Annotated in this window: 10 protein-coding genes and 1 pseudogene; all 11 read right to left on the reverse strand. The window is 44.8% G+C overall.

What is annotated here, in order from left to right:
• Nucleotides 1-201 precede the first annotated feature (201 nt).
• The 11 genes and pseudogenes from HYD27_RS00885 to HYD27_RS00935 all read right to left on the reverse strand — a co-directional run bounded on the left by HYD27_RS00885 (nucleotide 202) and on the right by HYD27_RS00935 (nucleotide 13,794).
• Complete coding sequence (locus HYD27_RS00885) at nucleotides 202-1,659, reverse strand: M56 family metallopeptidase (RefSeq protein WP_219210422.1); 1,458 nt, start codon at nucleotides 1,657-1,659, stop codon at nucleotides 202-204.
• A 2-nt stretch (nucleotides 1,660-1,661) separates the two neighbouring features.
• The gene (locus tag HYD27_RS00890) at nucleotides 1,662-2,048 is read right to left on the reverse strand and encodes a BlaI/MecI/CopY family transcriptional regulator (RefSeq protein WP_219210424.1); all 387 of its coding nucleotides are present in this window, start codon (nucleotides 2,046-2,048) and stop codon (nucleotides 1,662-1,664) included.
• 458 nt (nucleotides 2,049-2,506) lie between these two features.
• On the reverse strand, nucleotides 2,507-3,820 hold the full coding sequence (locus HYD27_RS00895; protein WP_219210425.1) for a glycoside hydrolase family 140 protein: 1,314 nt from the start codon (nucleotides 3,818-3,820) through the stop codon (nucleotides 2,507-2,509).
• An 82-nt stretch (nucleotides 3,821-3,902) separates the two neighbouring features.
• Nucleotides 3,903-5,189 carry a PTS sugar transporter subunit IIC gene (locus HYD27_RS00900; protein ID WP_219210427.1) on the reverse strand — a complete coding sequence of 429 codons (1,287 nt, stop codon included), beginning with the start codon at nucleotides 5,187-5,189 and terminating at the stop codon, nucleotides 3,903-3,905.
• Nucleotides 5,190-5,346: 157 nt separating this feature from the next.
• Complete coding sequence (locus tag HYD27_RS00905; RefSeq protein ID WP_189029511.1) at nucleotides 5,347-5,646, reverse strand: PTS sugar transporter subunit IIB; 300 nt, start codon at nucleotides 5,644-5,646, stop codon at nucleotides 5,347-5,349.
• A gap of 2 nt (nucleotides 5,647-5,648) precedes the next feature.
• On the reverse strand, nucleotides 5,649-5,999 hold the full coding sequence (locus HYD27_RS00910; protein WP_219210429.1) for a PTS sugar transporter subunit IIA: 351 nt from the start codon (nucleotides 5,997-5,999) through the stop codon (nucleotides 5,649-5,651).
• Between the two features lie 217 nt (nucleotides 6,000-6,216).
• On the reverse strand, nucleotides 6,217-8,166 hold the full coding sequence (locus HYD27_RS00915; protein WP_219210431.1) for a BglG family transcription antiterminator: 1,950 nt from the start codon (nucleotides 8,164-8,166) through the stop codon (nucleotides 6,217-6,219).
• Between the two features lie 243 nt (nucleotides 8,167-8,409).
• Nucleotides 8,410-9,927: a glycoside hydrolase family 43 protein gene (locus tag HYD27_RS00920; protein ID WP_219210433.1), complete on the reverse strand. Its 1,518-nt coding sequence runs from the start codon at nucleotides 9,925-9,927 to the stop codon at nucleotides 8,410-8,412.
• A gap of 18 nt (nucleotides 9,928-9,945) precedes the next feature.
• Nucleotides 9,946-10,139: pseudogene (locus HYD27_RS00925) on the reverse strand (family 1 glycosylhydrolase); the annotation flags it as partial.
• A 120-nt stretch (nucleotides 10,140-10,259) separates the two neighbouring features.
• On the reverse strand, nucleotides 10,260-12,140 hold the full coding sequence (locus tag HYD27_RS00930) for a beta-glucoside-specific PTS transporter subunit IIABC (protein ID WP_219210435.1): 1,881 nt from the start codon (nucleotides 12,138-12,140) through the stop codon (nucleotides 10,260-10,262).
• Nucleotides 12,141-12,201: 61 nt separating this feature from the next.
• Nucleotides 12,202-13,794 carry a GH35 family beta-galactosidase gene (locus HYD27_RS00935; RefSeq protein ID WP_219210437.1) on the reverse strand — a complete coding sequence of 531 codons (1,593 nt, stop codon included), beginning with the start codon at nucleotides 13,792-13,794 and terminating at the stop codon, nucleotides 12,202-12,204.
• Nucleotides 13,795-13,800 lie beyond the last annotated feature (6 nt).

The following is a 13,800-nucleotide window of genomic DNA, read 5'->3' on the forward strand; positions in this document are numbered from 1 at the left end:
CGGATGTCAACTGGATGCTAAGCAATTGGAATAATATTGCCCAAGCCATCCGAAATGGAATCAACAATTACTAATTTCGATAAACTGAAATAACCTTATTCAAAAACTAAAGCGGTTAGAGGTAGACAGTTTCCCTACCCTAGCCGCCATATTTTTATCCTGTTCAGTAGTTACAAGATCGTAGATGAAGCTCCGAGTTTTTTATTGTTCCAAACCATAGGATTCAACTTTCCATTCTTCATTTACCTTTTTCATTTGCAGATCGACATATTGAAAGCTGTCCTTATCCTTATAGTGGATTTCGTACTGGGCGGAGATGGCATTTCCCTTGATGTTTTCGGAACTCAGCTTGAGTGTCATGGATTCAACATTATCCCATAGTGTTTCTTGTACATAATAATTCTGTTGACTATCCGGTTCAATAATCAGTTCTCTCATGGTTGCTCGATCATTGCTGAGAAAGGCTTGCGTGAACTGCTGAGCGGCCGCTTCAAATGCTTTCCCTTCCTCACTAGCTAGGAAGTCATCCTTCTCAGCAGAGACACCGCTGTTATTAGGTACTGGTTCCTGTTGACCGTCTGTACCCAGCGCAGGCACAACAGTGTTATTATTTGAAGGGCTGTTACTGTTTGATTCTACGGGTGTTGTTTCTGGATCGGAGGCTTCTTTGCTGCAAGCCGCCAGTCCTCCAGCAAGAGAAAGCAGTAGTCCCACCAGCAAGATTGCCCCAATCCCTCTCCCCTTTTTTCTCGTGTCAAAAATACCGGCAAGCCGCTGCTTCATCATCTTTTTCCCTCCATTAAAGTGAGTCGATAATGTGGTTGTTCTGGATGTTCGATGGTTCATCATGGTTAGAATGACCTCACTGTACTGTTTTTTAAACGCAACATTCGTGCCTCTCACCACTTCGCTGTCACAGACAATCTCAACATGCTTATTTGCTTCTTTTACCATAAAATAAACAAAAGGATTAAACCAGTGGACGGCCTGAGTACAGAGCATGACAAGTTTATACCATAGATGACGCTGTTTAAAATGAATCAGTTCGTGTTTGAAAATGACCTGCAATTCTTCCTGACTGTACGAAGCTGCGGGTAGCCAGACGGTTGGTTTCGCCAGCCCGGTAAGCATGGGACTTTTTATAGACTTGCTTATTTTTAACTTCACATTCCTTTTGATGCTTAATTGTTTCATCATTTGTCTATATTGCTCCAAAATCCTTGGCTCCGTAACAGGCTTTCCCCAACGTCTGGTCCTACTAAGGAAGAGAAAATGTCCAATGGAGTGATAAGTTAAGACAAGAGTCATGCCTGTAAACCATACAAATGCGGCAATATGTTGAACAGACATTGACTGCTCTGCTGCAGTTGCCGCTATTTGATCAAGTCCCGTGGTCTCGTGAGGAGACAGTACAATTTCCTTGCTAATGACCGGGGCGCTGTTTGTGTTTATTACAGGTGAATCAATCTGTATGGGTGCTTGAGGCAATGTGATGTTTATGGGAACAAGCAATCGAAGTGCTACTGCCAGCCATAGCCAATATCGCCACTTCACCTCATATTTTTTTCCAGTAAACGGGCGCAACAGCAATAACAAAACAATGATGAATGAGGTGCTAATTGTAATCTCGACCATCGTTGTTACCCAATAATCAAGCAAGTTCACTCCTCCTTCGTTTGTTTGTCAATAAAGTCCCGAAGCTCTTCCAAATCATTTTTAGTTAACGATTGCCCTTCATACAATGAAGCCACAAAGCTTTTGATGGAATTTCCATACAATTTCTCCAGTATGGATTTGCTCTCACTTTCAAGATATGTTTTCTCATCGACAACCGGTACATACCAGTTAAATCTCCCTTTGCGCTCAGAGGCTACAAATCCTCTCTCAAGCAGCCGCGTCAAAAGGTTTAATACCGTTGTCACTCCCCAGGTTTTTTTACCCTGCAGTTCTTCCATAATATCGGCAGAGGAAACAGGTTTTGGGGAATCCCAGATTATTTTCATAACCTCAAGCTCTGCATCCGGCAATCGTACAGCTTTTTTCTCCATAGAACAAAAACCTTCTTTCGACAAGTAGTGAATGAATTCAATTTCATTCTATGTTTGTCGAATGAATAAGTCAAGAGATTATTTGGAAAATACAAATATTTTTTCTTTATTCTGGATAAATACCAATTCCCCTGCCCGGCCACGGGATAACCCCCTTTGAAATCTTACTCCGAATACAAAGAAAGGAGCCAAGCCATCATAACTTCCTACCATTTTTCTCATTGGATAAAAGACTGCCGTCCCACCGCCATCGGGCGGTGGTGTAAAGGCAGGAATAGCAAAATGTCGGTGGAAGCTCTGCTTCCACCGACATTTTTAGTGATTTTCACCCGGCAAACGAAAGTCTCCTGCCCTATCTTTACCCGCCGGCAATAAATCAGCATTTGCCAAACCTCGGTTCCCCAAATTATATCCGCCTTCACTTTAATTTGCCGCAGTTGCGCCGCCCCCGCAGAAAGTTAGGACCTAACCCCATTCAATATCACCTCATGCGATTTTTTTACACCAATCAAAAGAACATCGCTCTCGAAATCATGCATATCTATAACTGTCGTTCTCTCTTTAACAGTTATTCCAGCTGCCGCAAATCTGCGGTGTTCAAGGTCGATGATGGTAAACTCGTATTCGCCAAGGTCCGCATTTAACCTCAGAGCTGTATTGACAGGGACATAAATGGCGACCTTGGACAAGCTGCCGGTTGCCGCTGCCCGGATTTCTTCCGTGTTGTTAAGCACAATGTCCCACGGCTGCAAATCGGTCAGCCCGTACATCTGAAACAGCCATTTGGCAAATCCGTAATCCCACGCCCCCTCAAATTTGAGGGCGGTCTGCCAGTCATAGGGGCTGTCAAACCCTTCTCCGGTAACTCCGAACCGCCTGCCTTTCTTGTGCCAGCTCCAGATTCCGTGCGCACCGTAGGTTACACCGGCGGCCGCTCCGGATAAAAGGCTTTGCCAGGCAGCCTTGCGCACATCGGCACGGCTGAACCGGCCGTAAACCTGGCGGCTGTACCCCATCATTTCGTAGCAAGGCTCCGAGTTCAATACCGGCCGTGTTACCGGCTTGCTGCTGAAATCCATAGCTAAGGTGTAGGCCATAGGCTGAAACTGCGAATTGTGGCCGGACTGGTACATGTAGAAATCCAGGTCGGGATCGTTTATGAACTCGTCCGGCAATTCTGCAAGTCGTCCTTGAATATGCATTGTTGTAAGGCATTCGGGACTTTCCTGTTTAATCACATGCAAAGCAGTCCTGTAATAAGAATTCGCCTCTTCCGAAGGAAAATCGGTATCTCCGCTGATCACATAAATCGGGTTATATTTAGAAAAACGTTGTGCAACGTATTTCACATAAACCTCAATCATATCATAAGGGAGTTTTCCATCTTTTTGAAACGACGACGCCCAGGTATCAGGGATATAATTACACCATAAAAGGACAAGTGCCGGGACAAAACCTTTTTGAACAGCTCTGTCCAGCATTTTATCAGCCCGGTCAAAATAAGTCTCATTGAAACTGTAAAAATTGAAACTGCCATCGGGCTTCCGGTTAAAAGGCTTAAAGTCCAGTTCTGTTTCACTCGCATCCCATTGTTGCAGAAGATTAATCTGCAGTACATTGAAACCCTGAGTTTTTCGGTGATTCAGATAAATATCCCACTCTTCAAAAGAGATATTCGTAAATGCGCTCCACACCGTATCTGCAAGGTAAAAGAACGGCTTGCCATCCTGTTCAAAATAACGTTTGTTGTCTGATATTGATAGTTTGCTCAATAATCACGCCTCCTACATAATCAGCTGATGCAGAACTTCTGTGAAGAAACAAAGATTCTGCACCAGTTAAATTGTAATTAGTTTATACAGACGGGGCTGCTTCAGTTATGTGCAAATCTTTTTCCGCTCTCAGTTCTTTGCTGTAAGCCTGTTTATCCAACACTTTTACAAAAGGAAGGAAAATCAGCATGCAGACTGGCACCAGAAGAATTTGCATCAAGGCAATCCGCCAGCTTCCTTCCATTAAACCCGCCGCTACAACGGGAGTTCCAAATGCGGGAGTAATTCCGATGGGCGCAGGTATAATCCCCCATGATGTCATGACGTAACCGATGACACTGCACACGATCGGCGAGAGCACATAAGGTACGGCTAAGATCGGATTAAGCACGAACGGAACACCGAACACAAGCGGTTCGTGGATTCCGAAAAAAGTTCCAGGAAATCCAAGTTTTCCGATTGTACGCAGTTGTTTGCTTTTTGCAAAAATCAACAGCAGGATGGCAAAGCCCATCATTGGCGCATAGTTGGCATAGACGAACCAGAAGGCCAACCCAATAATATTCGGTAAAGCATCCCCGTTTTGATACGCTTGCAAGTTCGCCAGATCCAGACTCATCCAAATTGGCTGAAGAATGGCCATGACTACGATCGCACCGTGAATTCCAAACATCCACAATATTTGCATAACTAATAAAGCAAGTATCAGAGCACCCAATGATCCGCCCAGACTCTCCAAGGGTATTTGCAAATACGAGTAAACCAAACTGTGTACTGTTTCAAAAGCAGTTAATTTAAACAAATTTGCTAAAACTAGAAAAAGAAGAGAAACAAGTATAGCCGGGATTAGACCCAAAAAGGTTTTTACAACAGTAGGCGGTACTCCGTCAGGCATTTTGATGGTCCAGTTCTGATCAACTACCCAGATGTACAACCTCGCGCTTACAAGTCCGACAATTAAAGCAACGAATAAACCCTGGGCTCCCAGCCATTGAAAAGGAAGTGCGGTCACTCCATCAAAAGTCGCAACCGGCGTAAGGATAAAAAAAGAAAGAAGCGCAGTTGCAGCCGGAAGCAACGGGTCCTGGTTAAAGGACTGGGCCAGACGGTAGGCCACAAAAAATACAGCATACAACGAAATCATATTTGTTGTTAGTGTAGCAGGTGCAGCAATTATATCTTTGACCGGAGCGATCAAATTTTGGTATGCCTCCCATTGCAAGCTCGAAAATAATGTAGAGAACGCTCCAATGATTAAGAATGGCAAAGTGGACATTAGACCGTTTGAAATAGATGACAAGTAACGGTTTTGCTGCAGCTTTCCGGAGAATTTCTGCAGTTTTTTAATAAAGTTTTCGGAATTACCCATATCCGTTCAACTCCTGCTTTAGAATTTCATCTGATAAATCTCCATCTAGATAACGCTTACATTTGATGAAATCACTCGTTTTTATGCCAATAAAATGCTCAAATAATCGTTACCGCTTCCCTTTTTCAGAAATAGGGTGCGTCTGCAGCCCCTGTACTTACAGGCTTAAAGCATCGGCAAGCACTTTCTCGCCGTTCATCATGCCATAGTCCATCCGGTCGATTACGCTCACTTTAATGCCTTTAGGTTCATATTTGCTTTTAAAATCATCTTCAAGATAGCCAACCTGCGGCCCAATCAGCAGCACATCCGTCTTGTCCGCGTACTCCTTGAAGGAGCTTTCCGAGGTGGCCCTGATCTCTACCTCAACATTTTGGGCCTGGGCGGCCTTCTGCATTTTTTGTACCAGCATGCTGGTAGACATTCCCGCTGCGCATACCAAAGTAATTTGTTTCATTTTTAGTCCTCCCTTGTATTATTATGGACAATGACTGCTTCATAACGGTTCAATCTGCTGTACAGCTCCACAATATGTCCCGCCAAATCCTTTGTTGTAATGGCCGACATCAGATGATCCTGTGCATGCACCATCAACAGTGTCACTTCATGTGCCGTTCCCCCTGCTTCCTGCTGGATCAGCCGTGTTTGCGATTTATGCGCTTGCACCAGTTCCTTCTTGCATTCCTCCAGATGCTCTGCTGCCTGCTCTGAATGGCCTTTCTGGGCAAGGGCAATAGCTTCCATAGCCTTGCTCTTGGCGAATCCCGCATTGGTTATAATTGCCATAATAATTTCCTGATACTCATCCATTACGTTCACCTCTTACACATTTCTTTGTCTTACAAGATCAGTGTATACGATTACAGCTCACTTCTAAACGCATTCCTTTTCCGCTACAAACGGAAATGCTTACATCTTCACGCATTCAACATCAAAAGCAGAATACAATATTTCGCGGAATAATATTAAGGCTCCGCACCGCACCTGGCCGAAAATCCGGTCAAGCGCCATACAGAGCCTTGGTCAATCAATATAGTTTTTGTTTGACAATAATTCGGGCAAACTCCTTATATGTTTTGCATTTCAGCATTTGCTGGATAATTTTGGAATCGTCGACCAGCCCCATCAGATGTTGATACATTTTCGCCTGGGGCTCTTCGCCGCTCTTGTCAATACTGAGCAGGCAGACAAATTGCACCGGCCGGCCGGACCAGTCTATCGGAGACTTAAGTGTACATATCGCCCATACGGTGCGGTTGCTTTGCGGAATGATGGGATGGGGAATGGCCACCAAATTCCCATAGGCTGTCGGTGCAGCATTTTCCCGTTCCAGAACCAGACCGATGAAACCCTCGGAAGAGCGGATCAATCCGAATTCAGACATTTTTTCCCCGAGAAAAGTGATGACCTCTTCCTTTGCAGTGAAGCTCTGTCTCAGAAACACCAGTTCTTCCATAATATAGCGGAAGGAATACGGCTTCTCTCCGTTAAGCAAAGCTTCAATGCTATCCATATCCCCGCCGCCAAGAAGTGTCTGCACGACAACCACCGGAACAGACAACGGCTGTGGGATGGGAACGGTGCTTACCACAAAATCAATATTATGCAAAGGGACCTGCTGCAGCTTATAAAACTCGGTCGTCCCCACAACCTCCAACCTCTCGCCAAATCTGCTCCTTAGCTTGTAATAAAGCAGACGCGAGCTGCCTACACCCGAAGTGCATACGACCAGGCAACGTTTGGGTCTGGTATCCATCTGCTGTCTTTCCATGGCTGCACCGATATGTATAGCCAAGTACGCCATTTCCGTCTCGGGAATCACAATATTGAGCTTACTCTCAATCAGCTTTGCACCGATAACCCCTGCCTGAAAAGCCAGATGATAGTTGCTCTTCACATGCTCCAGCATCGGGTTGCGGATACTCATCCCATATCTGACACGGTTCAGCGCCGGCTTCAAATGGAGGCAAATTCCCATCAACAGCTCTTGATCCCGGCTGATTCTCAGGTTGAGGTCCCTGTCAATTTCAGCAAGAATTTCCTTCCCCAGCTCATAAATTTCACGATCCAGCAGCTTCTCGAGATCCGCATCTTCCGTCACTTCCCCGGTCACCCCCGCAAACCATTTATTGCCGGCCAGATGCATGGCTATATAGGCAACCTCATCTTCGGGAAAAGACAAGTCCAGCTCTCGTTCAATCAGCTCGACAATCTGCTCAGCCGCCCGGAATTCCTCGGCTGCCCGGAATTCTTCCTTCTCATCCGAAAGCATCGCGACCCGGTTCCCGTCACGAATCCGCTTACAGGCGATCGCAATGTGAATAGACAGATTGCTGAGGGCGACATCCGACAGGCTCACCCCAAGCTTCTGAATCTGTTCGAGAATAATGCTGCGTATCAGCGTCATTTCGCGGGGAGAGACAATGCGCGGCGTATCCTTTATTCCTCCGGTGCGATCTTCATCCGAGCGGTTCACAATAAATTCAGATATGCAAAAACGCAGCCGGACTTCATCGCCCCTTAGCTTAACGCCATAGTTCGGGCGCTTGTCGATGCCAATCCCGTAGGCCAATAACGTCCGTTTGACCTCCTTGAAATCGTTCTGCACAGTGGACTTGCTGACGTAGAGCTCATCTGCCAGCTCTTCAAGCTTCAAATACGCTCCGGCAAGCAGGAGGCGCCTGATTAAATGAAGCTGCCGGTATTCAGGTGATCCCGAATCTTCCGGTTCATTGTGCATAAACAATTGCTGCAGCAGCATACGAAAACTGCTGTCGTCTGTAATCTTAAGTTCATAACCTCTTGAGCGAACAGGTTGAACCGATGCTCCATGCCTGGCCAAGAACTGATCCAGCTCTCTGATGTCACTGCGTACGGTGCGCGAAGTAACCTGGATCAATTTTGCCAGATGCTCGCTCTTGACAGGGGTATCCGCAGCCAGCAGATGCTGTAAAATCGAAACCATGCGTGAATTCATTCAAGGTCCCCCCTGTACTTATGCAATGCAAAATGATTTATCTTACGTTGGCCAGTTTAGCGGTATCTTCCATCTTCATGCCTTGATTCTCCATTTCTTATTAAGACAACAACATAACAATGTGATACATGAAAGTTTACACCGAATCTAAACACAATGCAATGTTTAGATAAATTAAGTTCATTTTGTTTAGTATTAATTTAGAAATTATAATTACCATTTGTCTGATATCATTCTTTACAATTACTTGTTGACAACGTAGTCGAACCAGTCAAAACAGGCTGGACCTCCGTTTCCGGTTGCGTATAGCCCAAAATAAATCCCAGTAAATCCTCCGGCGACTTCACTGGAGAGCAATCCGCATTCTCCTTGCCCAAGTGTATTCTTTTTACCTGTATGATCGTAAAAAGAAAAAGTGTACACTTGCGGATCCGCCTCGATTTCAAGAGTCACACGTTCACCAGAATACTCTGATGCCTTCTCCACTTTCCATAATGACCCTACTCTTTTGCGCAAAATGATGTGCTTCATCCCGCCCATCCTTGCCAATGCGATCTCATAGTGAAACCGTTCATTCATAATTGCCGTAAGACCAGCCTCATCACCATCATGATCAGCTTGAAATTCCAATAGAGTCGACACACGACATTTCATATGCTGCTGTCTTCGGCCGACAAACGCGGGGGAATCCAAATCATCTAAAGTGACATTAGTACCCCTGAGGGTCAACCAGCCGGGACGTTCGGTAAGCGACCAGTCGGCTGCATTAGGATTACGTAAAAAGTTCCAGGTGTCTTTAAGCTTCGGCTCTAAGAAATGATCACGTGCAGCCTCTGTCAGAGGTTCTTCCAATAGAAAGGAAGGTCCTTCCATCTGTAAGTCAATGCATCCTTTAACGCCAATTACAGGCCAGCCCTCCCCAGACCAGCTAATCGGAGCGAGATATGTCTCCCGTCCCAAATGATGGCGTCTTGACACCGGGCGTATACCTAAGCATACAGCCCACCAGCTTCCGTCATGAGCCTGTACAATATCAGCATGTCCTGTTGCCTGTATGGAGCTTCTCAAACTACGATGGCTCAGAATAGGGTTCTCGGGATTGGATTTAAAGGGTCCAAATGGATGATGGCTTCGGGCGAGGGTAACCATATGGCCATACTCCGTTCCTCCTTCTGCAATTATCAAGTAATATTCATCTTGAATACGGTAGAGATGAGGACCTTCGGGTGATTTCCCTCCTGTCCCCTTCCAAACCAAACGCCGGGGTGACATCAGCTTCCCGGAGTCAATCTCGATCTCCGCTTGGTAGATACCCGGTTCTTCATCTGAGAAGCCATTGGTACCTGTAATATACACACGTCCATCTTCATCACAGAACAAAGAAGGATCGATTCCGGGCCACTCCAGCCATACAGGATCAGACCAGGGCCCTTGCGGGTTGGAAGCACGTACGTAAAAGTTACCTCCAACAGGGCCACCTAATGTAATTACGTTGGTTGTAATCATGTAGAAATATCCGTTAATGTATCGGAGGGTAGGCGCAAATATCCCCATGAAATTCTGAGCATGTGTTAAGTCCAGTTGACTAGCGCGGTTCAGACAGTGGCCGATCTGCTTCCAGTTGACCAAATCCCGACTATGAAATATTGGAACACCCGGAGAATAATGAAATGTACTTGTTACCAGATAGTAATCTTCATCCACTCTGCAGATACTTGGATCCGGATAAAATCCCGGCAGGATTGGATTCACAAATTGCATTAGGCATTCCCCTCTTCTTTATAACAAAAAAAGATTTTTCTTTTTGCGTTCCAGCGTCCCGCTGCCATCATCATGTTTATCCACGTGTAGAGATAACCATAACGTTTGGACATCTCTCCTGTTGAAGCACTGACCAAATCAATACAGCCCCAGCTTGTATAACCCATCAAATCCACACCGTCTTCGATAATGGCGTCTCGCATAGCTGTAATTGAAACGAACTGTTGACCAGATAGTAGTGACCGTAATTGCTTAAAAATAGCGATCCGTGATGCTCGTTCCAAGTTAAGCAGCACTGAAATCACAGGCCATTTCATACCGCTAATTTCAAATTAATTTCGGACAAAAAGCAATGGATTCCCCTTGCTTATATTACCGCCGGTCTTCAAAATTTCAACAGTATTAAAGTCGCTAGAATTTGTTACCACGATAGGAGTGAGAACTGAATATCCCGCCGCTTCAATGGCATTAATATCAAACTCCAGCAGTAAGTCGCCTGGTCTTACTCTCGCCTGCTCTTGTACAATGGCTTTAAAATTTTGCCCTTTCAATTTGACCGTATTCAATCCAACGTGAATTAATAACTCAGCCCCAGTTTCGGTTGTAATTAATACGGCATGAAGCGTAGGGAACAGGCGGCTAACGACTCCGGCAACCGGGGAGTATAGTTTTCCTTCTGATGGTTGTATAGCAATCCCCTTGCCCATAGCCTCTGATGAAAAAGCTTCATCAGGTACATCCTTTAATGATACGATGTCTCCAGTGAGAGGGCTGATGATTTGTTCTTCCGCTTTCACTACGGCATGATCCTTTTCATTATTCGAAATAAACGTGTTGCCTTCAATGCCGGTAACCGTTCCATTCGATTTGTCAACTGATTTGTTGTTTTCGTATCCAAAAATCAGTACCAAGACCGCTGCTAAAATGATAGTGATAATAAAGGAACTGACTACTGGAATTATTGGAGAGAAAGCTGACAAGGAGAAAATATTTGTGAGCACGAAACCATGCATACGGGCGCCAAAATATCCATTGATAGCACCACCTACAGCTCCAGCTATGATAATATACGGAATTGTACGTTTGTACCGAAGCAGAACTCCATACACAATGGGTTCGGTAACTCCTGCCAAAATTCCCGAAAGCGTAGCCGATCCTGCCGTTTGCTTAAGATCGCGATTCTTTGTTTTCAAATATACGCCAACCGCAAGGCCGACTTGAGCCATATTAGCAGCAGCTGTCATAGCTAATATATTGTCGTAACCGTTTGCAGCAAAGTTTGCCATACTTATCGGCAATAGCCCCCAATGCAACCCTAACACGACCATAAAAGTAAAGCCCGCACCAATTACAGCTCCGCTTAATATTCCGCTTGTCTTCATTAAAAAGTCGATGCCGGCAGCGATACTATCTCCGACATATACACCAAATGGCCCAAATGCAAGAGCAGTGATAGGTACCATGATACCAATCGAAAGCATTGGGACTAAAAACAGGCTTAAATTGTTGTGGATCACTTTCTTTAACCACCGCTCAAGAATTGAGAAAACAATAATAGAAATAAAAACCGGAAAAATTTGTGAAGAGTAAGCAACCAAAATTACAGGAATTCCAAAGAAGTCGCTTCGATCTCCAGCCTGACTTAATGCTGTGAAATTCGGTTCTAATAGAGCTGCAGCGATAACCGCTGCAACATAAGGGTTAGCTTTTAGTTTAATTGCAAGCGTCACAGCTACAAGGACGGGCAAGAAGTAGAACGCAGCATTTGCAGCAGCGCTCCAGATAGCATAAGTTCCACCGTTGACAGATAACCAGCCGAGCGAAGTAAGGATAATTAATAGCGCTTTTAACATTCCGGATCCCACGATAGCGGGTAACAATGGAGTAAAGGTTCCTGAAATCAGATTAAACACTCCATCCAAGGATTTAACTTTTAGAGTTTCGGCAGACTCTTCACCATTTTGACCTATTGCAGTCCTAGCCGTGATTTCTTTGTAAACCTCATCAACATGGTTGCCGACCACAACCTGAAACTCTCCCCCGCTTTCGACGACACTCATAATTCCTTGCATTTTTTTTATTTCTTCTTTGTTTACTTTCTTTTTATCCTTTAACTGGAATCGAAGACGAGTGGCACAGTGGGTAAGACTTAACACATTACTCTCCCCACCAACTTCTTCAATAATCTTATTGGCCAACGCTCCATTGTCCATTAGCAATCTCTCCTTATTCAATCTTGTAAGGCGCACCCAATTTGGGCGCGCCGCATTCTAATTAATAACTGTATAACGACACTTTTAGCACTTGAGGATCGCTGCCTAAAGAAGCCCGATATTCATCGCCATTAAGTCTTCTTCCAGGAACCCAATCCCCAACTTTATACCAACCCTCATCTATGGAAATAAAATCTACACTTACTCCAGGTTTTAACGAGGTGAACTCCACTCCAAATCCATGACCGGCAATAATGTATTCATGATCAGAAACAGCAATAATCAAACCTCCTGCTGGTACAGCGTCACTATCTAAACGATTTCTAAAGCGTATTTGCAATCGATATCCCCCAAGACGGATTGCCGAAGGATATGCCTTATCCTGCAGGATACCGCGCATTTGTCGAGTGCCGTAGTACTGGGTAATAACCGGTGCCATGTGGTGGAGCAAATCATAACTCTTCGACAATATAGGACCAACCCCGGCACTTTCCATCACCATGAAATGATTAGGAGGCAAGAATCCTGCACTCCATGGATCAATTCCGTTGTCCATTGTCTCGATTCCAAACGGAGTATAACCTAGCGCATGATGTTCCCCAATAGCATAAAAAACATTGGCAACGGTGACTTTATCGCGACGGGTTTCAGGAATAAATAACGGATTATCAGGTCGAGTATAGACCTCACAAACTTGGGCAAATTCATTAAGATAGATGTCTGGTGCGATAATGTCAATATGAGGGCCTCCAGCTTTCCAAATATCTATCACATTCTGGTTTGGTGCTCCGCTTGGGTATTGTCCCGGATCCTGTTCTTCATATTGTTTCAGCCATACATTTACGAACATTGGCAGATTATACTCTGCCTTCCCTGCTGCAGTAACCTGATCAATAAACCGAGACATATGCCAGGCGGTAAAGATTTCTTCAGCGGCAGAACCAAAGAGTTCTGTCCAGCTAACCAAACCTGTGTGCTTATTATTCAAGTGTTTTTTTAGAAAAGGAGTCAATTGCAAAGTATGTTGTTTTAAATATTGGATTAGTTCATCCGGTACATCTTCATCAAATAAGGCACTTGCCTGAGGTGAGTAGTCTCGTGCCGTGCCGAGGAACCCAACTTCATTTTCCACTTGTACCATAATTACCGTCTGTTCAATACTATCAGCTTGCTGAATGTACTTCATTAATGCAGCAAAAGCTTTGCTATCAGCCTGCAGGGCCTCGTCAGAGTGACAAGAAACTATCGGCAACCTTTTTCCACCCGCAGACTGAACTCGCGGAAAACGAAGAGAATCGCGTTTAACCCAAGCAGGGACATAGGTCGAATGGGAATTTTTCCACATTCCAAACCAGATTAAAACAAGTTTCAAGTTATTCTTTCGTGCTCCTTCAATTAATCCTTCAACAAGCGTAAAGTCAAACTTACCTTCCACCGGCTCTATTAGTTCCCAGCTAACTGGTACAACGGCAGTATTACAGTTGAAATAGACAAGCCGACCCCATACATACCTGTTCATATACTCGAGATTGGATGAACTTGAATTGTGAACTTCTCCAGCCAAAGAGATAAACGGCTTTTCATTTACAATCAACCTGAAAGCGTCGCCATGTTTCTCAAGTCGGGGGATTTTATTGGTGCCCAAAGGCGTCATACGCTA

The sequence above is a fragment of the Paenibacillus sp. S150 genome, from assembly GCF_019352175.1.
Taxonomy (GTDB): Bacteria; Bacillota; Bacilli; order Paenibacillales; family Paenibacillaceae; genus Paenibacillus_AQ.